This window comes from Klebsiella sp. JN_Kp121 (genome assembly GCF_040062145.1).
In the GTDB taxonomy this organism is placed as follows: Bacteria; Pseudomonadota; Gammaproteobacteria; order Enterobacterales; family Enterobacteriaceae; genus Klebsiella; species Klebsiella aerogenes.
In genome coordinates this window covers 202096-228468 of record NZ_JBEAHX010000007.1, presented here as the reverse complement: position 1 = coordinate 228468, position 26373 = coordinate 202096, and the positions used below count along the sequence as shown (strand labels likewise).

The 26373-nt window shown below is 55.0% G+C and carries 23 protein-coding genes, 1 tRNA gene and 1 pseudogene; 15 read left to right on the top strand and 10 right to left on the bottom strand.

The window, feature by feature from the left end; translation table 11 throughout:
• Positions 1–9 precede the first annotated feature (9 nt).
• Positions 10–963, top strand: a complete 954-nt coding sequence (locus ABLU86_RS12510; protein WP_015703850.1) for a helix-turn-helix domain-containing protein — start codon at positions 10–12, stop codon at positions 961–963.
• Here ABLU86_RS12510 and ABLU86_RS12505 read toward each other — a convergent pair.
• The 3 genes from ABLU86_RS12505 to ABLU86_RS12495 form a co-directional block, all read right to left on the bottom strand.
• Positions 960–2009: an NAD(P)-dependent alcohol dehydrogenase gene (locus ABLU86_RS12505; protein WP_015703849.1), complete on the bottom strand. Its 1050-nt coding sequence runs from the start codon at positions 2007–2009 to the stop codon at positions 960–962. The two genes, ABLU86_RS12510 and ABLU86_RS12505, sit on opposite strands and share 4 nt — an antisense overlap.
• 157 nt (positions 2010–2166) lie before the next feature.
• The gene (locus ABLU86_RS12500; RefSeq protein ID WP_045390549.1) at positions 2167–2469 is read right to left on the bottom strand and encodes a putative quinol monooxygenase; all 303 of its coding nucleotides are present in this window, start codon (positions 2467–2469) and stop codon (positions 2167–2169) included.
• Positions 2470–3477: a zinc-binding alcohol dehydrogenase family protein gene (locus tag ABLU86_RS12495; protein WP_042893659.1), complete on the bottom strand. Its 1008-nt coding sequence runs from the start codon at positions 3475–3477 to the stop codon at positions 2470–2472.
• Between the two features lie 210 nt (positions 3478–3687).
• On the opposite strand from ABLU86_RS12495, the gene ABLU86_RS12490 reads away from it, so the two are divergent.
• From ABLU86_RS12490 to ABLU86_RS12480, 3 genes are all read left to right on the top strand, one after another.
• Entirely contained in the window at positions 3688–4134 is a 447-nt protein-coding gene (locus ABLU86_RS12490; protein WP_015369110.1) for a helix-turn-helix domain-containing protein, read from the top strand.
• On the top strand, positions 4134–4709 hold the full coding sequence (locus tag ABLU86_RS12485; RefSeq protein WP_032706547.1) for a PIN domain-containing protein: 576 nt from the start codon (positions 4134–4136) through the stop codon (positions 4707–4709). Before ABLU86_RS12490 ends, ABLU86_RS12485 begins: the two co-directional genes overlap by 1 nt.
• Positions 4710–5013: 304 nt before the next feature.
• The gene (locus tag ABLU86_RS12480) at positions 5014–6210 is read left to right on the top strand and encodes a hypothetical protein (protein WP_042893658.1); all 1197 of its coding nucleotides are present in this window, start codon (positions 5014–5016) and stop codon (positions 6208–6210) included.
• A gap of 106 nt (positions 6211–6316) precedes the next feature.
• Here ABLU86_RS12480 and ABLU86_RS12475 read toward each other — a convergent pair.
• The 3 genes and pseudogenes from ABLU86_RS12475 to ABLU86_RS12465 all read right to left on the bottom strand — a co-directional run bounded on the left by ABLU86_RS12475 (position 6317) and on the right by ABLU86_RS12465 (position 7190).
• Positions 6317–6605 (bottom strand): annotated as a pseudogene (locus ABLU86_RS12475) (SymE family type I addiction module toxin).
• A 71-nt stretch (positions 6606–6676) separates the two neighbouring features.
• Positions 6677–6979, bottom strand: coding sequence for a DUF6680 family protein (locus ABLU86_RS12470; protein WP_046883275.1), 303 nt, complete (start codon positions 6977–6979; stop codon positions 6677–6679).
• A gap of 116 nt (positions 6980–7095) precedes the next feature.
• Positions 7096–7190 (bottom strand) — tRNA-Sec (locus ABLU86_RS12465).
• A gap of 291 nt (positions 7191–7481) precedes the next feature.
• Between ABLU86_RS12465 and ABLU86_RS12460 the strand changes: the two genes are divergently transcribed.
• The 11 genes from ABLU86_RS12460 to ABLU86_RS12410 all read left to right on the top strand — a co-directional run bounded on the left by ABLU86_RS12460 (position 7482) and on the right by ABLU86_RS12410 (position 19259).
• Positions 7482–8876 (top strand): glycoside-pentoside-hexuronide family transporter, encoded by a 1395-nt coding sequence (locus ABLU86_RS12460; RefSeq protein ID WP_348796292.1) that lies wholly within the window; start codon positions 7482–7484, stop codon positions 8874–8876.
• 12 nt (positions 8877–8888) lie between these two features.
• Positions 8889–11207, top strand: a complete 2319-nt coding sequence (yicI, locus tag ABLU86_RS12455; RefSeq protein WP_154105564.1) for an alpha-xylosidase — start codon at positions 8889–8891, stop codon at positions 11205–11207.
• Positions 11208–11474: 267 nt separating this feature from the next.
• A complete protein-coding gene (locus tag ABLU86_RS12450; RefSeq protein WP_032715329.1) occupies positions 11475–13046 on the top strand; it encodes a transcription antiterminator in 1572 nt (523 codons plus the stop codon).
• Positions 13047–13056: 10 nt separating this feature from the next.
• A complete protein-coding gene (locus ABLU86_RS12445; protein ID WP_015369118.1) occupies positions 13057–13527 on the top strand; it encodes a fructose PTS transporter subunit IIA in 471 nt (156 codons plus the stop codon).
• A gap of 21 nt (positions 13528–13548) precedes the next feature.
• Positions 13549–13863, top strand: a complete 315-nt coding sequence (locus tag ABLU86_RS12440; RefSeq protein WP_015369119.1) for a PTS fructose transporter subunit IIB — start codon at positions 13549–13551, stop codon at positions 13861–13863.
• A 23-nt stretch (positions 13864–13886) separates the two neighbouring features.
• Complete coding sequence (locus tag ABLU86_RS12435; RefSeq protein WP_348796291.1) at positions 13887–14978, top strand: PTS fructose transporter subunit IIC; 1092 nt, start codon at positions 13887–13889, stop codon at positions 14976–14978.
• Between the two features lie 11 nt (positions 14979–14989).
• Positions 14990–15841, top strand: a complete 852-nt coding sequence (locus ABLU86_RS12430) for a class II fructose-bisphosphate aldolase (RefSeq protein WP_015369121.1) — start codon at positions 14990–14992, stop codon at positions 15839–15841.
• 80 nt (positions 15842–15921) lie between these two features.
• Positions 15922–16782 carry a ketose-bisphosphate aldolase gene (locus tag ABLU86_RS12425; RefSeq protein WP_015369122.1) on the top strand — a complete coding sequence of 287 codons (861 nt, stop codon included), beginning with the start codon at positions 15922–15924 and terminating at the stop codon, positions 16780–16782.
• 49 nt (positions 16783–16831) lie between these two features.
• On the top strand, positions 16832–17749 hold the full coding sequence (locus tag ABLU86_RS12420; protein WP_100279369.1) for an ROK family protein: 918 nt from the start codon (positions 16832–16834) through the stop codon (positions 17747–17749).
• Positions 17746–18420 (top strand): D-lyxose/D-mannose family sugar isomerase, encoded by a 675-nt coding sequence (locus tag ABLU86_RS12415; protein WP_015369124.1) that lies wholly within the window; start codon positions 17746–17748, stop codon positions 18418–18420. Before ABLU86_RS12420 ends, ABLU86_RS12415 begins: the two co-directional genes overlap by 4 nt.
• A 71-nt stretch (positions 18421–18491) precedes the next feature.
• The gene (locus tag ABLU86_RS12410) at positions 18492–19259 is read left to right on the top strand and encodes an SIS domain-containing protein (protein WP_049052860.1); all 768 of its coding nucleotides are present in this window, start codon (positions 18492–18494) and stop codon (positions 19257–19259) included.
• A 447-nt stretch (positions 19260–19706) separates the two neighbouring features.
• Here the strand turns inward: ABLU86_RS12410 and ABLU86_RS12405 are convergent, their stop codons facing one another.
• The 4 genes from ABLU86_RS12405 to ABLU86_RS12390 all read right to left on the bottom strand — a co-directional run bounded on the left by ABLU86_RS12405 (position 19707) and on the right by ABLU86_RS12390 (position 26114).
• Complete coding sequence (locus tag ABLU86_RS12405; RefSeq protein WP_072383288.1) at positions 19707–21086, bottom strand: glycoside hydrolase; 1380 nt, start codon at positions 21084–21086, stop codon at positions 19707–19709.
• Between the two features lie 13 nt (positions 21087–21099).
• Positions 21100–22659, bottom strand: a complete 1560-nt coding sequence (locus tag ABLU86_RS12400; protein WP_348796290.1) for a PTS transporter subunit EIIC — start codon at positions 22657–22659, stop codon at positions 21100–21102.
• A 192-nt stretch (positions 22660–22851) separates the two neighbouring features.
• A complete protein-coding gene (locus ABLU86_RS12395; RefSeq protein WP_348796289.1) occupies positions 22852–24561 on the bottom strand; it encodes an AsmA family protein in 1710 nt (569 codons plus the stop codon).
• A 161-nt stretch (positions 24562–24722) separates the two neighbouring features.
• Entirely contained in the window at positions 24723–26114 is a 1392-nt protein-coding gene (locus ABLU86_RS12390; protein ID WP_348796288.1) for a uracil-xanthine permease family protein, read from the bottom strand.
• Positions 26115–26373 lie beyond the last annotated feature (259 nt).

Here is a 26373-nt window from a genome sequence, read left to right as displayed (position 1 = left end):
GAAGGGATGATGACATTAACCGACGTGGCGATTGTCGCCGTAGAGGGCTTTAGCCCGTTTCATTATTCCGTCCCCTGTATGCTGTTTGGCGATACGGTCTCGGAAACCAAACGTTTTAATCTGCAGATTTGCGCCGAACAGCCGGGATTACTCAGCGCCCGCGACGGCTTCGCGCTATACGCCAGCGGTGATTTTACCGCGATGGAACAGGCGGATATCGTGGTGGTGCCTTACTGGGGCGAGGTCAACCAGCGCCCGCCGCAGGCGTTGATCGCGAGTTTGGTTCGAGCGCGCGATAACGGCGCGGAAATCGTCGGCCTGTGCCTCGGCGCGTTTGTCCTTGGCTACGCCGGGCTGCTCGACGGTAAGCGGGCGGCGACCCACTGGGAGTTCGAGCAGGATTTCCAGCGCCTGTTTCCGCAGGTGCGGCTCGATATCAACGCCCTGTACGTCGATGACCAGAAGGTGATTACCTCGGCGGGGACCGCTGCGGCGCTCGATTGCTGCCTGTATATCATTCGCCAGCGTTTTGGCAGCCTCGCCGCCAACCAGATCGCCCGGCGGATGATCGTGCCGCCGCACCGCGAGGGCGGCCAGGCGCAGTTTATTGCCCAGCCGGTGCCGCGCAACACCCGCGACGCGCGGATTAACTGCCTGCTGGATTATCTGCAGCAGCACATTGCCGAGCCGCATAATCTTGATTCGCTGGCCGAGGTGGTGGCGATGAGCCGCCGTACCCTGACCCGCCACTTCGCCAGGGCGACCGGGATGAGCATTGCCGATTGGTTGACCGCTGAACGTCTGCGCCGCAGCCAGAGCCTGCTCGAAGCGGGGGATTTGCCGGTCGAGCAGGTGGCGGAAGCGGTGGGCTATCTCTCCGCCGTGACCTGGCGCCAGCAGTTTAAAGCGCGTTTTGGCGTTAGCCCGACGGAGTGGCGGCGGACTTTCCGCCGCGGCGTTTAGCCGGCGAGAGTCGAACTGTCGATCACGAAGCGATATTTCACGTCGCCCTTGACCATTCTTTCCCAGGCTTCGTTGATCTGATCGGCGCGAATCAGCTCGATATCGGCGACGATGCCGTGTTCGGCGCAGAAGTCGAGCATCTCCTGGGTTTCCGGGATACCGCCGATCATCGAGCCGGCAATCGAGCGGCGGCGGAAGATCAGATTGAACACTTCCGGCGATGGATGCGGCGTGGCCGGGGCGCCAACCAGGGTCATAGTGCCATCACGTTTCAGCAACGTGGTGAAGGCATCGAGATTGTGCGGCGCCGCCACGGTGTTGAGGATGAAATCGAAACTTTTGACGTGGGCCGCCATTTCGTCTTCGTTGCGCGACACCACGACCTCATCCGCGCCCAACGCTCTGGCCGCGTCGCGCTTGGATTCCGAGGTGGTAAAGGCCACCACGTGGGCCCCCATGGCGTGGGCCAACTTGATCCCCATATGCCCCAACCCGCCGATGCCGACGACGCCGACTTTTTTGCCCGGCCCGGCGTGCCAGTGGCGTAGCGGCGAATAGGTCGTGATCCCGGCGCACAACAGCGGCGCGACGGCGGCGAGCTGCGCTTCGGGATGGTTTATCCGCAGTACGTAGCGTTCATTGACCACGATCTGCTGTGAATAACCGCCCAGCGTATGCCCTGGCGCGTCCTGGGTCGGCCCGTTATAGGTCAGCACCATATGGTCACAGTAGTTCTCCAGCCCTTCAGCGCACTCCTCGCACTGTTTACAGCTATCCACCATACAGCCGACGCCCACCAGATCGCCGACGGCGTAACCTGAGACGGCATCGCCGACCGCCGTCACCCGGCCAACGATTTCATGGCCCGGCACGCAGGGATACAGCGTCCCGGCCCATTCCGCTCGCGCCTGATGGAGATCGGAATGGCAGACGCCGCAGTATGCAATAGCGATCTGCACATCTTGTGGGCCGGGTTCGCGGCGGGTGATAGACATCGATTCGAGCGGCTGGCTGGCGGAGTACGTACCTATAGCGTTGATCTGCATAGCATTACCTCTTGTGCAATAGCGTGATAAATCAAGCGGAAGGGGGTGAGTGTTTTTTGCGCGGCAAGGGTAAGCGTAGCCTGGTTAGGGCAGGATGAGAAAAGCGCAGCTCAAAGGGTTAAAGAAGGCGCCTCACCGGGGTGAGACGCTCGTGATATCAAGGCGCGATGGGTGTCAGATAATCCAGCCGCAGCGGCTCGGCGAGCAGGCTCTCCATCTGGCCGATAAAGGCCTGGAAGTAGGGCTGGGCGATATGCTCATCCAGCGCCTGCTGGTCGCGCCAGGACTCACGCATGTAGAAGGTATCCGGCGCGTCGCGCAGCTGAAACAGCGCGTAGTCGAGATTACCCTGCTCCTCGCGGGTTGGCAGCAGCAGCGCCTGCAGCGCGTCGCGCAGGGCCTCGGTTTGCCCGGCTTTCGCCTTCAGAACCGCGATAAGCGCAATAGTGTCGTCGCGCATTTAGAAACCCTCCAGCACGATTTTGCCGACCGAGCGCCCGGTTTCCAACTTAGCGTGGGCTTTTTGCAGATTGGCGGCGTTGATAGTGCCGTAGTGTTCGCCAAGGGTAGTGCGCAGCGTGTTATCGTCAATCAACGCGGCGACGCGGGTCAGTAGCTGATGTTGGGCGATCATATCATCCGTCTCAAACATTGAGCGGGTGAACATAAATTCCCAGTGCAGCGAAATGCTTTTCGCTTTCAGCGGCACCACGTCCAGGCTCTCCGGGTCATCAATTAGCGCCAGCTTACCCTGCGGGGCGAGCGCGGCGATCAGTTCGTTAAAATGCTGATCGGTATTGGTCAGGCTGGCGACGTGGGTCACGGCATGAATGCCGATTTTCGCCAGTTCTTCACCGAGCGGCTTGCTGTGGTCAATGACGTGATGCGCCCCGGCCTCGCGTACCCACTTCTGGCTTTCCGGGCGCGATGCGGTACCAATCACCGTCATGTTGGTGAGTTTGCTGGCCAACTGGGTGAGGATAGAGCCAACGCCGCCCGCCGCGCCGACAATCAGCAGCGTATCGCCGGCGTTACCGCCTTCCTGCACGCCAAGGCGGTGGAACAGCAATTCCCAGGCGGTGATAGCGGTCAGAGGCAGCGCGGCGGCGGCGGCATTCTCCAGCGAGCGCGGCTTCAGCGCCACGATGCGTTCATCAACCAGCTGCAGTTCGCTGTTACTGCCGGGACGGCCCAGCGCGCCGGCGTACCACACTTCATCGCCCGGCGTGAATAGCGTCACCGCATCGCCAACGGCTTTCACCACGCCAACCGCATCCCAGCCCAGCACCCGCGGGGTATCGGCATTAAACCCGGCGCGCACTTTGGTGTCGACCGGGTTCACCGAAATGGCTTTGACCTCGACCAGCAGATCGTGGCCCTGCGCCTGCGGATCCGGCAAATCGATATCGCGTAAAAAGGGAATGTTGTTGCCGTCGGCGGCGGCCTGGGTAATAGCAATGGCTTTCATAGGTTCTCCGGTCTACAAAAAGGATTCATGGTGTGAATGCATCGAGGATAGACCGCTCTACCATCGGGAAAAACGGCCCGGCGGCGATAACAGTTATATAAAAAAAGTGAAAATCGGCGAATGCGACATTGGCAAGTTTCGTTTATTTCGAATATTGTGGGTTTCGAATATTGCGATTATAATTTTTACATGGCCATTGGAGACAAGCGCATGACTAAACTGAACCTTCCGGACCCGCTGGAGAGTGAACTTGCCCAGCGCGGGCAGCGTGAGCTGGCGGCATACCTTTCTACTCATCTTGAAACGCAGCGTATTGCGATTGTGGGTGAAGATGACAAAACTCATACCATTGAGTTGCCAACCAGCGCTCTGACTATGCTGATGGAGATCCTTGGGGAATTGGCTTGTGGCAACGCGGTGCAGATTGTTCCTGTTCATGCTGAACTCACCACCCAGGAAGCAGCGAATATCCTCAATGTTTCTCGTCCGCATATGGTTAAACTGCTGGAAGCGAGGAAGCTTCCATTTCATAAAACTGGACGCCATCGCCGGGTTCTGTTTGCCGATCTGATGGAGTATAAAAAACGTAGGGAACAGGAAAGCCTGGACGCGATGCAAGCGCTGGCGGATCAGGCGCAGGACTTAGGGATGTATTAATGCGACATTCACCTTATCCGGTGATTTTAGATGCTTGTGTATTATATCCAGCACGGCTCAGGGATTTATTAATGCACTTAGGGATCGCTGGACTTTATCAACCAAAATGGAGCCGCTTCATTCACGATGAATGGTGCAGGAATCTTCTTATAAATCGGCCTGATATAGCACCTGAAGCGCTGCGTCGTACCGTTGATCTCATGAATGCAGCTTTACCGGATGCTAATGTAACGGGTTTTGCAGGATTAATTAACGGACTAGTTTTACCCGACCCTGACGATCGGCATGTCCTTGCTGCGGCAATCAGAGCGAAGGCTGAAATTATCGTTACGTTAAATCATAAAGACTTTCCAGCAGAATCATTGCTTCCATTTGAAATTGAAACACTTCATCCTGATGTATTCATATCGGACCTGTTTGACCTTAATCATGCTCTGGCGTTGGAGGCGGTGAGAAGGCAGCGGCAGTCTCTCAAGCATCCTCCAATGACCGTCGATGAGTTCCTGGAGATGCTGCTAAAGCAGGGCTTGCCGATGACGGTAAAAGAGTTAGCCAATTACCAGTACGCCATATAGCGATGGTCATCACCCGGAAGTATAATGGTTTCATATTTGAGACCCTTTTCCTTTCCATGTCGCAAATATTAATATCACTCCGGCAGAATAATAATATTGCGTTATGGCTCAAGGTTTATACCTTGACTCCCGACATCCTGCGTGCGATTTTTCTTCTATCAAATAATAAACAGAGTTTCATATTTGGAACAAAAATAAAACCATCGTGCTATTTAATTAAGAGTTTCACCACTGAGACAAAATAATAAGTCGATATTAATCGACGGTCTTTTATCGCTTATAAAAATAAAGTGAGGGATGTGCTATGCGTAAAATACTCCTTTCGCTGCTGCTGGCTGCCGTGACCAGCGGGCTGGCGCTGGCGGACGACGGCAAGCCGTTCCCGCATATCGGCTGGCGCAGCGCGGATAATCTCGCCGGGCTGGATTTCGGCGGCGCGCTGCGGGCAAATTATCGCTATGAAGACTGGAAAGGCAGTAATTATCGCAACCCGCCGCATCTGCGTTTTGATACCTTCCGTATCGACAGCAGCGGCTTCTATGATAATTATTTCTTTGATGCCGGGTTCTGGTTCCAGGATCACCGTAAATACGCCATCGACCGCGCTTACGTAGGGTATCGCTTCGACAATAATAATAATATCCAGCTGGGGATCCCCGGCAAACCATTTGGCCTTGAACCTTATCCGCAATTTGGCTGGTCCTATGGTATTCCGTTTTATTTAGGCTTTGGCGTGAGCGCCGGTAGCGGCGTGAACTATCAATATCATGATAATAACTGGTCGCTGGATGTGGCCTATTTCCCGTGGATGGAGCCGGAGAATTTGCGCTATGCGCCGGACGTTGGCGATTACGATCGGCTGAAAAACACTATCTATCCGACTCAGCATCAGCAGCATAATGAAAAGCGGGACCAGGTGAATGTGCGTATTGCGCGGGATTTTCACGGCGGCGGCTGGAATAACGAGCTGGGCGGCTCACTGGCGTTGGCGCGGTTGCACAACCGCGAGACCGACGACGACGGCACCTTCTGGGCGGCAGGCGTGCACGGCATGTTGCATAACGGGCCGTGGCAGCTGACCTCACAGCTGATTCGCTACCAATACGATCCGAAGAACCCGGCGGGCGTCAGCGACGATACGATTCTGATGGGCGGCAACGGCCTGACGCCGGCCTACCTGATCCCGGCGAAAGCGACGACCGCGTCGCTTAACGTCGCCCGCGATGTCGACGTGAAGTGGGGCGGCGTATCGAAGCTGCGTTTTTACAACGACTACAGCGTGCTGTGGAAAGATAAAAGCGGCTGGAGCGATTCGCAGATGAACACCCTTGGCGTACAGGTCTTTGCGCTGCCGGTAATGTTCTGGGTCGATCTCAGCTGGGCGAAGAATGTTAATCCGTGGGGCGGCGCGCTGAACGCCACCGGCTGGACCAGCACCCAGTCCGAGGGCAGCGGCAAATGGTACTTTCGCACTAACGTTAATATTGGCTATTACTTCTGAGGCGGGAATTTTCCCTGCTCGCGCTGCGCTCAGCAGGGCTACGGTTCTGCGCCGTCTGGTAGCCCGGGTAAGGCGCTAGCCGCCACCCGGGGGCTTGCTCGCGCTATCAGGTATGTTGCAGCGTGCCGTTGACGCTTTTCAGCGATTGTTGAATATGCCGTAATTCGGCTGTTAGCTTCTCTTCTTTATCGCTGAGAGGCAGCAATACAATGCAGCCATCCATCCCCTTAACCGTGACCGGCTTCCCGGTATCGAATCCCGCTTCGCGTAGCCACTTGCCGGAAAGGGGAAGACTTGGTGTACTGGTATCCCGGCCATTGGGCCGATAGCCAACCAGCAGCTGACGTTCGGTTCCGCTAACGATGATATCTGGGGGTAGAATGCAACTCAGCCATAATCAACTCCTTGATAGTTGGTGAGGTTAGCTCTCATCAGGTATTGCGAGTACTTGATGGGGTCGATTAATTTAACTCTCCACTCGGCTGGGAACACCAACAATCTCCATTTTTATAACCCCTTCATCAGTGAATATTGATGTCAGACCTTTCCTTACCCGACCATAAAAAGCAATATCGATCATATTAAGTGCTCTGACATGTTCATTTGATAGCCTTGCGTTCTGCGACCTGGTGGCCATCAATTGTTTAAAAATATCTATTTTGAGCGTCTTTCTATCAGTATATCTTTTAATAAATTTCTGAACTTGAACGGCAACAACAGGGCTGATTAAAGTCACTATCACCATTGTGATCGATAGCATTAAACTCATTTTAGAATCCATATTTTTATAAGATATAAAGTTAGAATAAAAAGAGAATTCAATAGGATAGGCTAACTGTAAGATATTGGATACATGCCGAATGGCCGATAGAGGATGAGAAACTTTGGCGGAAGATCACAGGAGTTGAACCTGCCCGGGACCGCTGGCGACCCCAACTGGATTTGAAGTCCAGCCACCTCACCGGAGATGACGATCTTCCGCGCCTCGATTGCTACATGGAGGCGGGCGCATTATAGCTACTTTCAGGCATTTACCACATACCTAAACGCACTTTTTTACTGTTAAAACTGGACTTTGCAGAACAGTCTGAGACAAATCCGTTCAAAATCCATGGGTTACACTTTTTCACACTCTTTCGGGCTACCGCGATCACAGAAAACAAGAAACGTAATTTGATAACGAGATATCGCAATTCATCTTACTGCGCCAAAGGTTTAAAAAAACCGTAACCGGTACCAATCCGCGGTGCCGCTAAGGGAATAGTGCGCAAATGAAAGATCATATTCTGTCCGTCAAAGAGAAAATTGGCTACGGTATGGGTGACGCCGCCAGCCACATCATTTTTGATAACGTCATGTTATACATGATGTTTTTCTACACCGATATTTTCGGTATCCCCGCCGGCTTTGTCGGCACCATGTTCCTGCTGGCGCGGGCGCTGGATGCGATTTCCGACCCGTGCATGGGCCTGCTTGCCGACCGTACCCGCAGCCGTTGGGGTAAGTTCCGCCCGTGGATCCTCTTCGGCGCTATCCCGTTCGGCCTCGTCTGCGTGCTGGCTTACAGCTCGCCGGATTTAAGCCACAACGGCAAGCTGATCTACGCCGCCGTGACCTACACGCTGCTGACCCTGCTCTACACCGTAGTGAATATCCCCTACTGCGCGCTCGGCGGCGTGATCACCGACAACCCGACGCAGCGCATCTCGCTGCAGTCCTGGCGCTTCGTGCTGGCGACGGCGGGGGGCATGCTCTCCACCGTGCTGATGATGCCGCTGGTCAACTTTATCGGCGGCGAAAATAAAGCGCTCGGCTTCCTGGGCGGCATTGCGGTGCTCTCGGTGGTCGCCTTCCTGATGCTGGCCTTCTGTTTTTTCACCACCAAAGAGCGTGTCGAAGCGCCGCCGAGCAGTACCTCGATGCGTGAAGACCTGCGCGATATCTGGCGTAATGACCAGTGGCGGGTGGTCGGCGTGCTCACCATCCTCAATATCCTCGCGGTCTGCGTTCGCGGTGGCGCGATGATGTACTACACCACCTGGATCATGGGCTCGGCGGCGTTGTTCACCGTCTTCCTCACCACCTACTGCGTCGGCAACCTGATTGGCTCGGCGCTGGCGAAGCCGCTGACCGACTGGAAATGTAAAGTCAGCGTCTTCTGGTGGACCAACGCCCTCCTGGCGGTGCTCAGCGTGGCGATGTTCTTCGTACCGATGGACGCCGAAATCACCATGTTCGTCTTTATCTTCATCATTGGCGTACTGCACCAGCTAGTGACGCCAATCCAGTGGGTGATGATGTCCGACACCGTCGACTACGGCGAATGGTGCAACGGCAAACGCCTGACCGGCATCAGCTTCGCCGGCACCCTGTTTGTGCTTAAGTTGGGGCTGGCGCTGGGCGGCGCGCTGATCGGCTGGATGCTGGCCGGCGGCGGCTATGACGCCGCCGCTAAAACCCAGAACAGCGCCACCCTCACCATCATTATCGCCTTGTTCACCCTCGTTCCGGCGATGTGCTACCTGCTGAGCGCGGTAATCGCCAAACGCTACTACACGCTGAAAACGCCGTTCCTGAAAAAAATGATGGCCGAGCTGGCCGAGGGCGCGCGTCGCAACGAACAAGAATTCACGGCAGCCCCGATCGAAAAAGAATGGCAAAACTAAGAGGACGTTTTAATGAAAATCAGTGATGGAAACTGGCTCATTCAACCAGGGCTCAGCCTGATCCAACCCGTACAGGTTTACGAGGTGGAGCGGCAGGGGAATGAAATGGTGGTCTATGCCGCACCGCGCGATGTCCGCGAACGCGCCTGGCAGCTGGATACGCCATTGTTCACCCTGCGCTTTTTCTCGCCTCAGGAAGGGATAATCGGCGTGCGCATGGAGCACTTCCAGGGCGCGCTGGATAACGGCCCGCACTATCCGCTGAACGTGCAGAAAGACGTCCATGTCGAAATAGAAAATACGGCCGAGTTCGCCGAGCTGAAAAGCGGCAGCCTCAGCGTGCGGGTGACTAAAGGTGAATTTTGGGCGCTGGATTTTCTGCGCGACGGTGTGCGTATCACCGGTAGCCAACTGAAAAACAACGGCTACGTGCAGGATAGTAAGACCCAGCGCAACTACATGTTTGAGCGCCTCGACCTCGGCGTCGGCGAAACCGTCTACGGCCTCGGCGAGCGCTTTACCGCGCTGGTGCGCAACGGCCAGACGGTAGAAACCTGGAACGAAGACGGCGGCACCAGCACCGAGCAATCCTACAAAAACATTCCGTTCTATCTGACCAACCGCGGCTACGGCGTGCTGGTGAATCACCCGCAGCGCGTCTCCTTCGAGGTGGGCTCGGAGAAAGTCTCTAAAGTCCAGTTCAGCGTTGAAGGCGAATATCTCGAGTACTTCGTGATCGACGGCCCGACGCCGAAAGCGGTGCTTAACCGCTATACGCAGTTCACCGGCCGCCCGGCGCTGCCGCCGGCATGGTCGTTCGGTCTGTGGCTGACGACCTCGTTCACTACCAACTATGACGAAGCGACGGTAAATAGCTTTATCGACGGCATGGCCGAGCGCCATCTGCCGCTGCACGTCTTCCACTTCGACTGCTTCTGGATGAAGGCCTTCCAGTGGTGCGATTTTGAATGGGATCCGCTAACTTTCCCGGACCCGGAAGGGATGATCAAGCGCCTGAAGGCGAAAGGGCTGAAGGTCTGCGTGTGGATCAACCCGTACATCGGCCAGCGCTCGCCGGTGTTCAAGGAGCTGAAAGAGAAGGGCTATCTGCTTAAGCGCCCGGACGGTTCGCTGTGGCAGTGGGATAAGTGGCAGCCGGGGCTGGCGATTTATGACTTCACCAACCCGGAAGCCTGCCAGTGGTACGCCAGCAAGTTAAAAGGTCTGGTAGCGATGGGGGTCGATTGCTTCAAGACCGACTTCGGCGAGCGTATCCCGACCGACGTGCAGTGGTTTGACGGTTCCGATCCGCAGAAAATGCACAACCACTACGCATTCATCTATAACGAGCTGGTGTGGAAGGTGCTGAAAGAGACCGTCGGCGAGCAGGAGGCGGTGCTGTTCGCCCGTTCCGCCTCGGTGGGCGCGCAGCAGTTCCCGGTGCACTGGGGCGGCGACTGCTACGCCAACTACGAATCGATGGCGGAAAGCCTGCGCGGCGGGCTGTCGATCGGCATGTCCGGCTTCGGTTTCTGGAGCCACGATATCGGCGGTTTCGAAAACACCGCGCCGGCCCACGTTTATAAGCGCTGGTGCGCCTTTGGCCTGCTCTCCAGCCACAGCCGCCTGCACGGCAGCAAATCCTATCGTGTGCCGTGGGCCTACGACGAAGAGTCCTGTGACGTGGTGCGCCACTTCACGCAGCTGAAATGCCGCATGATGCCGTATCTCTATCGCCAGGCGGCGCTGGCCAACGAGTTCGGCACTCCGATGTTGCGTGCGATGATGCTCGAATTCCCGGACGATCCGGCCTGCGACTATCTCGACCGTCAGTATATGCTCGGCGATTCGGTCCTGGTGGCGCCGGTGTTCTCCGAAGCGGGCGAGGTGCAGTTTTATCTGCCGGAGGGGCGCTGGACGCACCTGTGGCATAACGATGAATTGCCGGGTAGCCGCTGGCATAAGCAGCGTCACGATGCACTGAGCCTGCCGGTCTACGTTCGTGACAACACCCTGCTGGCGCTGGGCAACAACGACCAGAAACCCGATTATGCCTGGCATGAAGGCACCGCCTTCCAGCTGTTCCAGCTGGGCGATGGCAATGAAACGGTCTGTCAGGTTCCGGCGGCCGACGGTTCCGCGATCTTCACTCTGAAGGCGAAGCGCCAGGGTAACACCATCACCGTGAGCGGCGAAGGCGAAGCCCGCGGCTGGACGCTGTGTCTGCGCAATATCCCGCAGATAGCGGGCGTGGAGGGCGGGACGCAGGCGGGCAGCGAACTGGGCGTGGTGGTGAGCGCCCAGGGCAATGTGCTGACGATTACGCTGTAAATAACAACTCCCGCAGCATATCGCGGGAGTTTTTCTTTCTGCGAATTTGAGATCGTTATCACGTATATTAATGACTGAAATGTGATCTGACTTATAAATATCGGTCCTTTCTCTGTCTTGTCTTATTTCTGTCCGGATATCCGGACACGATTTAGTATTGTTGTTTACTCCCCGCCTCCCTATATTTATCCTCAATGATTTTCATAGAGATCGCGTCGTATAGCGATATCTTATTGGCATTAATCTGCTATGCAATAAGGGTAAATAATGCAAATGGTTACCTCGCGACAGAACAGATTATTAAAATTTCTCTTGCCTAAACGAGAATACGTTACGTTATTAAAAATGGCTGAATACTTAAATGTTTCAGAAAAAACAGTTCAGCGTGACTTACGTTTTCTTGAACAATGGCTCTCTGACTGGAAAATCAGTATTGATAAACGTGCCGGCGCGGGCGTCATGCTATTGGCTGATAACGTCGCCGATCTGTTGCAATTAGACCAGTTGCTCAGTAGCGAAAGCGATGATACAGATGCCATGATGAATAATTCCCGGCGTGTGAAAATTGCTTCTCAGTTATTAAGTGAAACGCCGCGCGAAACATCGATCAGTAAATTGTCTGAACGTTATTTTATTAGCAGCGCCTCAATTGTGAATGATTTAAAAGTGATCGAATCATGGATTAGGCCACTAGGTCTGATGCTCATTCGTAGCCAGAGCGGCACTCATATTGAGGGGAGTGAATCACATGTTCGCCAGGCTATGGCCTTATTAATTAATGGTGTTATTAACCATAATGAACCAGGAAATATTATTCACTCCCGTCTGGATAGCGGTAGCTATAAAGCCCTGGTGCATTATTTCGGTGAAGAAGATGTCATCTTTGTGCAGTCGCTTCTTCAGGATATGGAACGAAAATTAAGTTGGTCGCTGGGCGAGCCGTATTACGTCAATATCTTCACCCATATCCTGATTATGATGTATCGCATCACCCGCGGCAATGCACTACCGCGCCGGGAGCAGGGACATCCATTATTTGATGAGTCCATCTTTCGTATCGCGCAGAATATGCTGCAAAAAATTGAGGCCCGCATTGCCCACCCTTTACCAGAGGACGAAAGCTGGTTTATTTATCAATACATTATTTCGTCCGGCATGCTGGTGGAAGAGCGTGATGATGTCAGCATGCTGCGCAATATACGCTCCAGCGATGAGGCCCGGCAAATCACCTCCCGGCTGATCGCCCTGTTTTCCTCGGTGGTTGATATCGATCTGACGCATGACACCGCGTTATATGAAGGGTTGCTCATTCATATCAAGCCGCTGCTCAACCGGCTGAATTATCGTATCTATATCCGTAATCCGCTGCTGGAAGATATCAAGGGCGAATTAACAGAGGTGTGGCCATTAACTCTGCGGGTGGTGAATCAGGTATTTGCCGCCTGGGGCGAGAACGCGGTTTCGGAAGATGAAGTGGGTTATTTAACCGTGCATTTCCAGGCCGCGATGGAGAGGCAGGTGGCCAGAAAGCGGGTACTGCTGGTGTGTTCGACCGGGATTGGTACCTCGCATCTGTTGAAAAGCCGGGTCCTCAGGGCCTTTCCTGACTGGACCATCGTCGGCGTACTGCCTGCGGGTAGTCTACATACGCTACAGCGACAGGATGATATTGAATTGGTCATTTCAACCATTCATCTGCCGGAGATTGCGTTACCGGTAGTCTATGTCACGGCTTTTTTTAACGATGCCGATATTAAGCGGGTAACAGAAAAAGTTATCACCGAGAAATTACACCATGCTGCAACGTCAACTGCCAGCAATGAAATTTTATATCCATGAGGTAAATAATATGGACATCAGCCGGATTTTAAATACTAAGCGTGTATTGCTGGATATGAAGGCCACGACTAAAGCGGAAGTTATTGAAGAATTAACCGACCTGCTGCAGAAAGATGGGGCCATAAGCTGTCGCGAAACGTTTATTCAGGACGTTTGGCAGCGTGAGTCGGAAGGTTCGACCGGATTTGAAAACCACATCGCTATTCCTCATGGAAAATCATCCGCGGTGCTGAATACTACGCTCGCCATTGGCCGTACTCGTCAGGATATTGCCTGGGAAACGCTCGATGGAAGCCAGGTTCGTTGCATTATTTTATTTGCCGTCCGTCTGGAAGATCAAAATACCACCCATATCCGCTTACTCTCCCAGGTCGCTGGAGCGTTGGCCGATGATGACATTATTGCGCAATTGCTCGAAGAAACCAGTCCGCAGAAGATTATTGATCTCTTTAGTCAATATGCTGAATCGGACGTTTACTAACAATAACTAGTGGAGTCTGAGATGAATATTGTCTGTGTTGCCGCCTGTACGGCAGGTATTGCTCATACTTATATCGCACGTGAGAAGTTAATGAAAGGCGCGAAAGCGCTGGGCCATAATGTCAAAGTTGAAACTCAGGGAACAATAGGTACTGAGAATGAACTGACAACCGAAGATATCGCTGCCGCCGATGTCGTTATTCTTGCCGTTGATGTGAAAATTAAAGGCGAAGAGCGTTTTAAAAACAAACGAATTGTCCGCGTGAAAACGGAGGTCGTTATTAAGTCACCGATTCAGTTTATCGAAAAGGTCGAGAAATCCTTAGCTAATGCCTGATCCTTATTCTGGAGGGATCTACCATGAGTGAGAATAAACCACCTGTCTCGCAGGAAATTAAAAAGCATTTGTTAACGGGTATTTCATGGATGATACCGCTGATTGTTGCCGCCGGGATCTGCATTGCCCTCGGTCAGGTTCTGGGCGGTACCAATGTCGCCGAGAAAGTCGGCACTATTCCATGGATGTTGAATCAAATCGGCGGCTGGGGGATGGGGCTCATCGTCCCGCTCATCTGTGCGGCGATTGCCTATTCCATTGCCGACAGACCTGGTTTTGCCCCTGGACTGATTGTTGGGTTTGTCTGCGGGCAAATCCACACCGGTTTCATCGGCGGAATGCTGGGCGGTTTCCTGGTGGGCTATACGGTGCTGCTGTTAAAGCATTACGTGCGGTTGCCAAAATCGATACAAGGGCTGATGCCCATTATGGTGCTGCCGGTATTAAGCACCATTATCAGCGGTCTGTTGATGATGACCCTGATAGGCAAGCCGATTGCCTGGCTGCAGGAGGCCTTGATTCATCTGTTGGAGTCGATGCAGGGTGGTTCACGATTCCTGTTGGGGGCCATTCTTGGCGCGATGGCCACCTTTGATTTTGGCGGGCCGGTGAATAAAACCATGTCGTTATTCGCCGATGGCTTGCTGGTGAGCGGGGTCTATGGTCCGGAGGCGGTCAAGTTTGTCGGCTCCATGATCCCGCCGTTCGGTATTACGTTGTCCTTCCTGCTGACCCGCCATAAATATACCCGTGCTGAAAGTGAAGCGTTAAAGGCCGCCTTCCCGATGGGTATTTGCATGATCACCGAAGGGGTGATCCCTATCGCGGCCCGCGATCTGCTGCGGGTGGTGGGATCCTGCGTCGTGGCTTCAGCGGTGGCAGGCGGCTTGATTATGACATGGGGTGTGGAAAGCCCGGTGCCACATGGCGGTATGTTTGTGGTGCCGCTATTCACCCATCCACTGCTGTTTTGTCTGGCGCTGGCGATTGGGACGGTTATCTGCGGCGTGATGTTGTCGCTATGGAAAAAACCGGTCACGGAGCGTGATGAAGAGTTTGATGAACTGAGCGACCAAAAAGTCGCCGATGATGAAATCACCTTTACCCTTGAGTAAACGGAGGCCCTATGTTTGCCGATATGAAGCAGATGGTTGAGAAAGCCTGGCGTGAACAGTATGCCCTGCTGGCGATTAACTGTATGAATCTGGAGAGCGCCCGCGCCGCGGTACGCGTGGCGGAAAAATACCGCGCGCCGATTATTCTCAATCTCTATCAGGGCCATCTGGCGCATTTTCCGCCAGCGACAGCGATGGCGGTGGCCAGGACCCTTGCCGAAGAGGCCAGCGTTCCCGTGACCTTGAGTCTCGATCATGGGAAAGAACCGGTGAAGATCCGCCAGGCTTTTCGCGCTGGATTCAGCGGGTTGATGATTGATGCTTCTGCATTTCCACTTGCGGAAAATATCCGCCAGACCCGAGAGGTCACCACTCTGGCTGCCAGCATCGGGCTGTGTGTTGAAGGGGAATTGGGGCATCTGGCTGATGCTCCGCGCTATGACTCTGCGACGAACGCCGACCTGATGACGCAACCTGAGGACGTCGCCCCGTTTATCGAGCAAACCGGTATCGACTTACTGGCGGTCTCCGTCGGCACGGCCCACGGCATGTATGCGCCTGGGGTCACGCCCGCGCTGGACTTTGACCGTCTGGCGCAGGTGCAGCGAGCCTCTTCGGTGCCCCTGGCCCTGCACGGCGGCAGCGGCACGCCATTTGATCAGCTTGCCTGCTGCCCGGCATTTGGCGTGGCGAAGATTAATGTCGGCGCGGCGGTGTTTGAAGCAGGTAAAGCCGCACTACTCCATACCCTTTGCCATGACAGCTCTATTGAACTGGCCGATGCCATGGCGGTGATGGAACACGCCAGCGCTGAAGCTATCGTCCCTTACTTACAAGCATCCGGCGCGATAAACCGCGCCTGATTCACTTATCAGTCACGCCCTTTATGCCAGCGCATATTCGCCCTGGCAGGGCGAACTACACCCTGAAACTGGAGAAGACCATGTTAGTTTCCATGCAAGAAATACTTAAACCGACTCGTGAACACGGCTTTGCCATCGGTGCATTTAACGTTGCGGACAGCTGCTTTATTCGCGCCGTCGTGGAAGAGGCGGAAGCGACAAATACTCCCGCCATCATTTCAATTCACCCCAGCGAGCACGACTTTGTCGGCGATTCCTTTTTTAGCTACGTGCGGGATATCACCCAGCGTAGCCGGGTGCCGTTTACATTACATCTCGATCATGGCGCCTCGGTGGAGCATGTGCTGCGTGCGATCCAGTGCGGTTTTACCTCGGTGATGATCGATGGGTCGCTGCTGCCCTATGAAGAAAACGTCGCTCTAACGCGGGAAGTGGTCAGGCTGGCGCATGCGGTTGGCGTCTCTGTCGAAGGTGAACTGGGGACCATCGGCCAGACGGGAACGTCGGTAGAGGGCGGAGTGTCGAAAGTGACTTATACCGACCCGGCGCAGGCGCAGGATTTTGTCACTCGTACCGGCGTCGATACCCTGGCGGTGGCGATTGGTACCGCGCACGGCATCTATCCAAAAGGGATGCAACCTGAACTGCAGATGCACATCCTGCGCGATATTGCCGGACGAGTGTCGATCCCGCTGGTACTGCACGGCGGCTCCGCCAATCCGGATGCGGAAATTGCCGAGTCTGTCACGCTCGGAGTCGGGAAAATCAATATCTCCAGCGATATGAAACACGCTTACTTCCTGAAAGTACGTGAAATTTTGAGTAAAGAGAGCTGGTGGGATCCGAATGTGATTTATCCGGAACCGATTAATGCCGCACGTGAAGTTATTCGCCACAAAATGAAGTTGTTTGGTTCCACCGGCAAAGCAAGCTTGTATTGACCCAGTCGGAAGGCGGGTACGCCCGCCTTCCAATCGGCAGGAGGCAAAGATGAATTACCTCGGACTGGATGTCGGTGGGACGAAAATCGCCGCCGTCGTGATGGATGAGCAGGGACGGGAGCAGGGCCGTTACCGCTGCGCAACACGGAAAGAAAACCGTCAGGCATTTATGTCGTGCATCGTGGATTTCGTTGCCGATATTCGCGCGCGGACGGGAACGCCGATGGCTATTGGCATCGCGTTGCCGGGTAGCGTTTCGCCACAGCATGGCGTCATTCGTAACGCCAACATTCAGGTGATTAACGGCTATCGTTTACAGGATGCGCTTGAACAGGCGCTCGGTCAGCCGGTGGTGTTAGCCAACGATGGCAATTGTTTCGCCTTATCAGAAGCATGCGATGGCGCCGGAGAAGGGTTTTCATCGGTTTTCGGCATGACGTTAGGGACCGGCTGCGGAGGTGGTATTGCCCTGGAGCGGCAGCCTTTCGTCGGCGCCTCAGGTATTGCCGCAGAGTGCGGGCATATCGCCTTGCCCGGCTATTCTCCTGAGGAGGATGGGCCGCCGACACGTTGTTATTGCGGCAGATTTAACTGTGTGGAGTCTTTTATTTCCGCAACGGGGCTACGTGAACGCTATCGACTGCTCAGCGGAGAGTGTGTGTCGAGCGAGCAGATTCTCGCCCGCGCGCAGGCGGGAGAATCCGCCGCTTGCCATCAGGTCCACCGCTTTCGTCAACAGCTGGCGCGGACGCTGGCGACTATTGTCAATATCATCGACCCCGGCGTGATTGTGTTGGGCGGCGGTTTATCCAACGCGCCGCAGCTGGTAGCGGATTTACCATCGGCGGTCGCACCGCTCGTCTTCACCGACCATTTTTCTACCCCTATCATTTCTGCGCGGCATGGCGACAATAGCGGTATGCGCGGCGCCGCCTGGCTTGCCGTGCGAAGCGGAGTTAAACCATGAAACGTTCCCAGATTAACTATGCGATAGATAAAGCGCTGGCGATGGCCGAAACTTTTCGTATCAGCCTGCCGGAATTTGCCCACTTTACGGCGTCAAGCTGGCCACAAAAACGGCATGAAGGTTGGCATGAAGTCCAGGATCTACAGCTTGGATGGGATGTGACGGATTTCGCCAGCGGTTGCTTTCGCGAAACGGGCCTTACGCTGTTGACGTTACGCAACGGTTCTTTATCCGACCCGCGTTATACCAAACCCTACGCGGAAAAAATGTTGCAGATTCAGCAAGATCAGCAAACCCCCTGGCATTTCCATTACCACAAAATGGAGGACATCATTAACCGCGGCGGCGGCGACCTCTGCATGCAACTGGCCTGGGCGACACAGGACGAACAGTTAGACCAACAGCGCCATGTTAGCGTGATGATCGATGGCTGCCAGCGTACGCTGAAACCCGCTGAGACGCTGGTGCTGCATCCGGGGCAGAGCGTCTGTCTACCGGTGGGGCTCTATCATCGCTTCTGGGCCGAAAAAGGGATAGTGATGGGTTGGGAAATTTCAATGGTTAATGACGACCATACGGATAATCGTTTTCTCGAGGCGGGCGGGCGCTTTCCCTCCATTGAGGAAGATGAACCTGCAAGATGGCTGCTGTGCAGTGAATACCGGCAGTGACGTTGAGAGCCATCCCACAGACCGATTTGCTCTCCGGTGGTAGCGTAATCTGCCGCTGAGAGGAGCCCGTAATGGACTTAGAAAATATCTTTCGTGACGTGAAGTTGAGTAAAACCGAAATGACCGTGCTGCGTTTTATTCAAAATGACCCGCAGCTATGTATCCGCGAAGGGATCCGCACCGTCGCGGAGCGCTGCTACAGTAATCCTTCTTCGCTGGTGCGGCTGGCGAAGAAGCTTAAGTTCAGCGGCTGGCTGGAGCTGGTCTATTTCATCAAGTTCAATATCACCATGCCAAAGCTCGATGTCACCAACGATATTGATTATATGAGCATTCAGCCGGCAGAAGCGCTGACGCCGCTGCTGGCAGGCCTTGAGCAGCAGCGTATTTTGATCCACGGCAGCGGTTTTTCGCAGCTGATCGCCCAGTATATTTATAATAAGTTTCTCGTTACCGGTGTGAACGCCAGCCTGGCGCTGTGGCCCGATTACGAAATCCTTGAGCAAAAAAACGCTGCCCGCTTTGATTCCATCTGGATCATTTCTAAATCCGGACGCAGCAGTTCGGCATTAAATTGGGTCAAGGCGCTGGAAGGCAAAGAGATAAACCTTGTCTGCTTTACCGGCGATTATCAAAGCCCGCTGGCGCAGGCCGCGAATACGGCGTTTATTATTCACGACCCGCAGAAGTTCGACGATGATATTTACTGGAGCAACCCGTTTTTTGGCTACTGCATATTGGGCTTTGAGCGGCTGTTAAAAATGTGGTTTACCAGCGTACATAGCAAAGGTAGCCCCGCTCCGCTAAGCGTAGCGCCGCCGGGCAATATCCGCGGATAAGGAGCCGCTTTTGCGCCGGGTGGCGGCTTCGCCTTACCCGGCCTACAGTCCGTGCGATCTGCCTTTAATGTCTTCACCACGCTGGCTGAAACTGCCAGTGCTGGTGGCCTCAAAATCGCTGAGACGTTCCCGGAAGGCCGGGGCAGCCCGCATGGATGCGGGCTGAGGGCCGTGATTTGCAAGGACGCTGCCTCGGCCCGACCCGAAGCCTGCCGGGATAAGGCGAGGGGACCGCGTAGCGGCGATTTTGGCGGCCAGAGCCCGGGAGTACAGAGGGCGGCGGCGACTGGCCGCCCTTTGTGCGCTCCCTGCGCCACGGAAAGCATATTGCAGAAAAATTAACCGGGAGCGCAATATCCTCTGGAGCGAAACGAGATAAACGCTTTTCTCAAGCTAAAAGGTTGCAAACCGATAACAGTATCTACTCAATCGAGCGGGGGCGACTCGTTACCGCCACCCGGCGAACTGTTCATCGTCGAGATAGGCCTCAACCAGCTTCTTCGCCAGCGAATATGAACCGACCAGCGGATGAGCCATCAACGCCTGCAGCGCCAGCGATTTGTCCTGCTGCAGAATTGCCGCCACCGCCAGCCGCTCATACTCCTTCACGCTGGCAATCATATTTTTCTGCGCCGTCGGCACGTTAACCGGCGTCACCGGCTTAAGACCCTCTTTGCTCAGATCGCAGCTGATTTCAATCACATCGTCGGGGCGTAAAAAATCGAGCGTGCCGTTATTTTGTAGCGACACCACGATGCGTTTGGTGGTGATGCTGTTGACCGCCTCCAGAATATCCAGCGCCACCCCGGCGTAGCCGCCGGTATCCGGCTCTTCGATAAACTGCCGCAGCGTTAACGGCTCGCGGGTATGGAATTTTTCCTGCTGCGACTCGTTTTGCATATAGCTGTTTTCGCGGCGTAGGTAGTGCTTCATCCAGATGGTAAAGGCCGCCTGCGGATCCGCTTTAACATCCACGCCGCTGAGCTCCTGACGCATATCGTGGTTGATACGGGCAATCTGCTCGCCGCGGGTCTCCGGCGCCTGTTGAATCGCCCGTAGCGCCACTTCGCGATAGTAGTAGTAATAGAGATACTCGTTAAGCAACTGGTTATCGCACAGTTTGACCAGCTCCGGCGAGAAGTACTGCATCGCCGTTTTGCGGTATAAATCCGGGTTAGCGACCAGCTGCGCGGTAACCTCTTCCCCGCGCACGGTGAAGTGCGTAAACCAGGAAAAGTGGTTTAAACCGTAGCATTCCACGCTCAGGTCGTGCGGGTCGCAGCCGAGGATCTCCGGCAGCTCGCGGATGAGTTCCGACGGCGCATCGCAAATCCCGTACACCCGGCGTTTGAAACCGGATTTGATAATCGCTTCGGTGACCAGCCCGGACGGATTAGTAAAGTTAAACAGGATCGCGTCTTTGTCGGCGTGCTCCTCGATCAGACGGCAGTAGCGCAGGATCGCCGGGATCGAGCGCATCGCCATGGCAAAACCGCCCGCGCCGGTGGTCTCCTGACCCAGCGTGTTATGCTCCAGCGCGATTCGCTCGTCGCGGATGCGGCTCTCATCACCGCCGACGCGCAGCGTGGTAATCACGTAATGGGTACCCTGCAGCGCGGCGACCGGATCGCTGGTGGTAGTAAAATGAATATCCGGTCGAATGGTATTAAATACATAGCGGGCGATTTCACCAAATAGCGATAAATTCTCCGCTGAGCTATCCTGAAATACTACTTCCGTTAAACCAATGCGGTGCGCGTTATAAGCCAGCGACTTTGCCAGAAATGCAGAGCGCACGCCGCCCCCGCCTAATACGGTTAATTTCATACATCACTCCCAATTAATTTTCTGCTAGCCAGCTATCAACCCGGGAACGGACTTGCCCGACTTTGACGCCATAAATAACCTGAACTTCATTACGATTGCGTACTACGCCATTTGCGCCGGTGCTTTTTAATATTTCATCATCAACTAATGTCATATTATGGACAACCACCCGCAGGCGCGTGAAACAGTTATCAACGGAGATAATATTGGCTTTACCACCTAAGCCATTAATAATTTCATCCGTCATCGACTGCGGGCCGCTGACTTTTTTACGGTAGTCCGCCTTACTGTATAACTTAACGTTATCGTCATCCTCGCGGCCCGGCGTTTTCAGATTTAACTTCACTACCAGCGTGCGGAATATCGCGTAATAAGCGATAAATTGGCCAATACCGATCAGCACGTACCCCGGCCAGCGGGTTAACGACACCGGCAGCGGCAGGTTGTAGATCAGAAATTCAATCAGACCGGAGGCGCCCCACGGCCGCACGGTGAAGATGTCGCAAATTGCCTGCGAAGCGGCGGTTAAGGTCGCATGGATCACCCACAGCAGCGGCGAGACAAATAAGAAGGTGAATTCAATGGGTTCGGTGATGCCGGTCAGCATCGAGGTGATAATTGCCGGCAGCAGAATCGCCTTCGCCATCGCTTTCTTCTCCGGCTTCGCGGTGTGATAAAACGCCAGCGATGCGCCCGCCAGGCCAAAGATGGTGGTCATCCCCTGTTGCGAGAAACGTAATGCATCGTTCATCACCGGCGTCAGATCGGGATGGCGCATATAGGCGAGGAAAATCGCCTGGGTGCCGGAGACGACCTGGCCATCGACATTTAGCGTGCCGCCGATTTGCGTGAGCTGGAAAGGCGACCACACGAAATGGTGCAAACCGGTGGGAATAAGGAATTTTTCAAAGAAGCCGTAGACAAACACTCCCGCAACGCCGGCGTTCTTCATAAACCCGGTCAGCGCGCTAATGCCGTGGGTTATAAACGGCCAAATCCAGGTAAAAGCAATGGCGTAGCAGATAATGACCGGCGTCATGGCGACCAGCGTCAGCTTCGCCCCGCCATACATCGATAGCGCGCCGGGCAGCTCAATATTGGAGACTTTATTATGTACCCAGGCAATGGTGCAGCCAAGAATGATTCCGAGGAATACTCCCATATCGACGACCACAAAGCCTAATAGCTGCGTTTGCCCGGTACCGTAATATTCGCCGTTAATTTTTTCCGCCACCGCATGAGTATGTTCCAGCCATGAATGGTTGGCGCCGAGAAACATGATAAAACACATCACCGAGACAAGCGCGACCTCCGTTTTTTTATCTTTTGCCAGGCCGTAACTTATTCCCACGCAAAACAATAATCCGAGGTTACCGAATAATGGCCAGAAGGTATCGCCAAGCACTTGCCCTAATTGATGAAGGAAACTGGTTTCAGCAATAAGAGTCGGGTTAGTTAAGACGGAACTGAGAGCCAGAATTAATCCAATGACCGGCAAGAACAATACTGCGCCGATCATGGCCCTGGAGAATTTTTGCATATTCTCCAGAATACGTTGACGTATTACAGACATGGTTGTTCCTTTTATTTTTGTAGGTACAGGGGATCATTATTCTTATCAACTTCCAGTATTTTGGTTATAGCAATTCTGATATTTGAAAGGAACCTGTTGCGGGAAATAGGCACAGATAGCCGCTAATTGTATACAGGTTTCAGGGAGGGGGATTAGCCCTCTTCCGCCGGGAAGAGGGCAAGAGGAAAATGGCTACGGCGTTACGGGAACCGACGCGGCAGGCGCGTTGCTAACCTCGCCGTTGCGCATCACCTGCGCCGCCTGCTGCTTGTCCATATTGGTGGCGCTGAGCTGGCCGTTGACGCTCGGTTTCAGCGGCGCATTGGCCTGCACGCTACCGTTCGCGGTTAGCTGGAAGTTGCCGTCGCCGCTAATCGGTAGCGCAGGCCAGCCCCAGGCCTGTAGAATATTCAGTGGCACGCCGCGGCCGTTCAAGCTCAGATTAACCTGGCGTTGCGGCAATTGTGACACCGCGGCGGTCGCCTGCAGAATGCCGCGCTCGGTAAAAGCGCTCAGCTCGCTGATGTTGACCGTAGAAGCGTTCGCGTTCAGCTTCAGCGACGGACGGCGCACGTCGATGCGGTTGAAGGTCGCAGCGGCGGCATTGAGGGTGGCGCTGCCATTCCACACGCCCCACTGACCATCTTTCACCAGCTGTAATTCGCCGCCGTAACCGTCCAGCGCGGTGATCTGCCACGGGAAGGCTGGGTCGATATCGATAATCAGATTTCGGCTGGCGCTGAATTTCTTCAGCGTCAGGCTTTGCAGCCAGCCCGGCATCGGCTCCATCCACAGCTGTTTCCAGTTGGACGGTAGCGTATATTCCAGCCCGGCGAAGACGGCATCGTCGAGCACCAGCGCATTACCGGCGCGCAGCCAGTTGCCGGAGGTACGCACCATGCCGCCCTCCCAGCGGGAGCTGAACTGGCGTAGCGCAATGCCCTGCGGCGAGAATTCGGCATTAACGATGGGATCGAGGAAATTCAGCGAACCGTAGATAAACTCGCTGGCGTTCATCGATAGCGTCCCGTCGTCGCTCTGCCAGCCGTTATGGCTCAAGGTCAGATTGCGCAAGTTGAGGTCGAGGTCGGTCACCGCCCAGCCTGGCCCCTGCAAACGAGCATCGGTCACATCCAGCCGGCCAATCTGCAGCGACGGCACCGAGGTGAGCGGCGCAAGGAACTCATTCAGCGGTTTGGCGCTCTGCAGACGAATTTCATTCAGGCGCAGGTTATCAACCAGCCAGCTACCGTCGGCACGGCGTTTGGCGTTGCCGGTCAGCGTGCCGCGCGCGATATCGGCGCCAAGGGTGTTCAGGGTCACCTCGCCATTATCCATTGCCCCCTGGATCAGGACGTTGCTGGCTTCGACGCCGTTAATATTCATCGAGCCCGCGCTCATCTGAATTTGCGCTTTTCTGCCCAGCACGTCGCCCGCTTCCGGCTGCCATGGCATCACGCCGCCGGTCACCCGCTGCGCGCTCAGGTTCCACTCGCTGTCCGGGCTGTTAAAGGCCATATCGCGTAGCTGCAGGCGGTCAGCGGCAAACGGCATCGAGGCGGAAGCCGGAGAAAGATTCAGCGTGCCGTTGCTGAGAACGATTTCATCAGCGTGCAGCGGGTCGCTGAACTGGCGGGTGCTAAAACCGATATCCACCGTTCTGGCAACCAGCGTCGGTGGCTTGCCGTCGCGGCCAAAGGTGACATTTTGCAACTGCAGATGTAGTGGGGAAGAGAAGTCATGCGCCATCTTATCGAAGGCGATTTTCCAGCCGGTGCTTTCGCTTAACCAACTGCTCGCCTGGCTCGCCCCCCAGCGGGTTTGCAGCGCAAAGTAAGCGGCGACGATAACGACCAGCAGGGCGATCAGCAGCCAGAGAACCAGCTTTCCAAGAAATTTCATGATCTTCCATCCTGATAAGTACACATCACCGTGTTATGCACGATTTATGCGCAATCCTCAAGGCGGGAATAGTGAAATGAGATGAAGTGAGGTGAAGAGATGTTACCGCCGCCGCGCTCCCTGGTCGCCGTGGCGATACCGGGGAGCGCAACTTCAATGCTTTAGTTCTTCTCAGGCGGGAAGATTAAATTCAGAACAATCGCCGTGATACCGCCAGCGGCAATACCGGAAGAGAGCAGGTTTTTCAGCCAGTCCGGCGCGAATTGCAGGATTAGCGGCTGCTGCGATACGCCGAGACCCACCGCCAGAGAGAGGGCGATAATCAGGATAGCGCGGCGATTCAGCGGCTCGCGGGAGACGATGCGCACGCCGGATGCGGCAATGGTACCGAACATCACCAGCGTCGCGCCGCCAAGTACCGGCTCAGGAATATGCTGCACAAAGCCGCTTACCGCCGGGAACAGGCCGAGCACAATCAGCATCAGCGCCACCACAAAGCCCACATAGCGGCTGGCGACGCCGGTCAGTTGGATCACGCCGTTGTTCTGGCCGAAGCAGGAGTTCGGGAAGGTATTGAAAACGGCGGAAACAAATGAGTTCAGGCCGTTCGCCAGTACGCCGCCTTTCAGGCGTTTCATATACAGCGGGCCGGAGACCGGTTGTTCAGAAACGTCGGAGGTTGCGGTGATATCGCCGATCGTTTCCAGCGAGGTGATCATAAAGACCAGCATCAGCGGCAGCAGCAGGCTCCAGTCGATGCCCAGGCCGTAATAGAGCGGCGTAGGGATAGTGATCAGGCTGCTGTTGGTAGGCGCGGTGTTAGCCGGCAGCATATCGAGGAACCACGCCGCCAGATAACCGGCAGTCATCGCGATCACCAGCGAGGCGATGCGCAGGTACGGGTTGCGCTGGCGGTTGAGGATAATAATCAGCGCCAGCACGATGCCCGCCAGCAGCAGGTTTTTCGGCGCGCCGAAGGTGTGGTCGGCCATCGCCGCATAGCCGCCGCCGATAGAAGTCAGGCCAACCTGAATGAGCGACAGGCCGATAATCATCACCACCACGCCGGAGACCAGCGGCGTAATAATACGGCGCGCCAGATGCAGAACCCGCGAGAGGACCATTTCGGTGCAGCTCGCCAGCATCAGGGTGCCGAACAGCGCGGCCATCATCGTCGGCACGTCGGCGCCGCCGGTTTTCAGCGCGGTGCCGCCCATAATCAACGGGGCGACGAAGTTGAAGCTGGTGCCCTGGATGGAGAGCAGGCCGGAGCCAACTGGTCCCCAGGCTTTAATCTGGATAATGGATGCCACGCCGGAGGCGAACAGCGACATGCTGATGATGTGTTGCGTATCTTCGGCCGGGAGGCCGAGCGCCTGACAGATGAGCAGCGCCGGGGTGATGACCGCGACAAACATCGCCAGCAGGTGCTGGAATGCGGCAAACAGCGTTTGCGGAAGCGGCGGACGGTCTTCGAGGCGATAGATTAATTCGCTGGCTGGTTTATGCGCAACCGGTTGCGCATTTTCTGACTCTGCGGTCGTAACGGACATCACAAACAATCCCAAGGTGGCAAAGCGGGAATTTTATCGGACTGTAGACCAAAAGCAAACGTTTGCCACGATTTGGCGCAAAAAATATCCTCACTGAATAGATGTAACAAATTAATTAACATTTTGTATGCTTGATCGCATCAACGCTAATACAAAATATCTTTTTCTGTCATTTTTTGCGCACTTCTGCTTAAAATCGCTCTCCGACTCCTCAAGATGAGAAGTAATCGACACCGGGAATACCGTCGCGTGTGAATGA

Coding starts and splice junctions, on each gene's coding strand:
- ABLU86_RS12460 (WP_348796292.1), top strand. CDS start 7,482: ATGAAAGATCATATTCTGTCCGTCAAAGAGAAAATTGGCTACGGTATG.
- ABLU86_RS12510 (WP_015703850.1), top strand. CDS start 10: ATGACATTAACCGACGTGGCGATTGTCGCCGTAGAGGGCTTTAGCCCG.
- ABLU86_RS12430 (WP_015369121.1), top strand. CDS start 14,990: ATGTTTGCCGATATGAAGCAGATGGTTGAGAAAGCCTGGCGTGAACAG.
- ABLU86_RS12410 (WP_049052860.1), top strand. CDS start 18,492: ATGGACTTAGAAAATATCTTTCGTGACGTGAAGTTGAGTAAAACCGAA.
- ABLU86_RS12420 (WP_100279369.1), top strand. CDS start 16,832: ATGAATTACCTCGGACTGGATGTCGGTGGGACGAAAATCGCCGCCGTC.
- ABLU86_RS12425 (WP_015369122.1), top strand. CDS start 15,922: ATGTTAGTTTCCATGCAAGAAATACTTAAACCGACTCGTGAACACGGC.
- ABLU86_RS12435 (WP_348796291.1), top strand. CDS start 13,887: ATGAGTGAGAATAAACCACCTGTCTCGCAGGAAATTAAAAAGCATTTG.
- ABLU86_RS12390 (WP_348796288.1), bottom strand. CDS start 26,114: ATGTCCGTTACGACCGCAGAGTCAGAAAATGCGCAACCGGTTGCGCAT.
- yicI (WP_154105564.1), top strand. CDS start 8,889: ATGAAAATCAGTGATGGAAACTGGCTCATTCAACCAGGGCTCAGCCTG.
- ABLU86_RS12480 (WP_042893658.1), top strand. CDS start 5,014: ATGCGTAAAATACTCCTTTCGCTGCTGCTGGCTGCCGTGACCAGCGGG.
- ABLU86_RS12470 (WP_046883275.1), bottom strand. CDS start 6,979: ATGAGTTTAATGCTATCGATCACAATGGTGATAGTGACTTTAATCAGC.
- ABLU86_RS12450 (WP_032715329.1), top strand. CDS start 11,475: ATGCAAATGGTTACCTCGCGACAGAACAGATTATTAAAATTTCTCTTG.
- ABLU86_RS12485 (WP_032706547.1), top strand. CDS start 4,134: ATGCGACATTCACCTTATCCGGTGATTTTAGATGCTTGTGTATTATAT.
- ABLU86_RS12400 (WP_348796290.1), bottom strand. CDS start 22,659: ATGTCTGTAATACGTCAACGTATTCTGGAGAATATGCAAAAATTCTCC.
- ABLU86_RS12395 (WP_348796289.1), bottom strand. CDS start 24,561: ATGAAATTTCTTGGAAAGCTGGTTCTCTGGCTGCTGATCGCCCTGCTG.
- ABLU86_RS12495 (WP_042893659.1), bottom strand. CDS start 3,477: ATGAAAGCCATTGCTATTACCCAGGCCGCCGCCGACGGCAACAACATT.
- ABLU86_RS12415 (WP_015369124.1), top strand. CDS start 17,746: ATGAAACGTTCCCAGATTAACTATGCGATAGATAAAGCGCTGGCGATG.
- ABLU86_RS12445 (WP_015369118.1), top strand. CDS start 13,057: ATGGACATCAGCCGGATTTTAAATACTAAGCGTGTATTGCTGGATATG.
- ABLU86_RS12505 (WP_015703849.1), bottom strand. CDS start 2,009: ATGCAGATCAACGCTATAGGTACGTACTCCGCCAGCCAGCCGCTCGAA.
- ABLU86_RS12440 (WP_015369119.1), top strand. CDS start 13,549: ATGAATATTGTCTGTGTTGCCGCCTGTACGGCAGGTATTGCTCATACT.
- ABLU86_RS12490 (WP_015369110.1), top strand. CDS start 3,688: ATGACTAAACTGAACCTTCCGGACCCGCTGGAGAGTGAACTTGCCCAG.
- ABLU86_RS12500 (WP_045390549.1), bottom strand. CDS start 2,469: ATGCGCGACGACACTATTGCGCTTATCGCGGTTCTGAAGGCGAAAGCC.
- ABLU86_RS12405 (WP_072383288.1), bottom strand. CDS start 21,086: ATGAAATTAACCGTATTAGGCGGGGGCGGCGTGCGCTCTGCATTTCTG.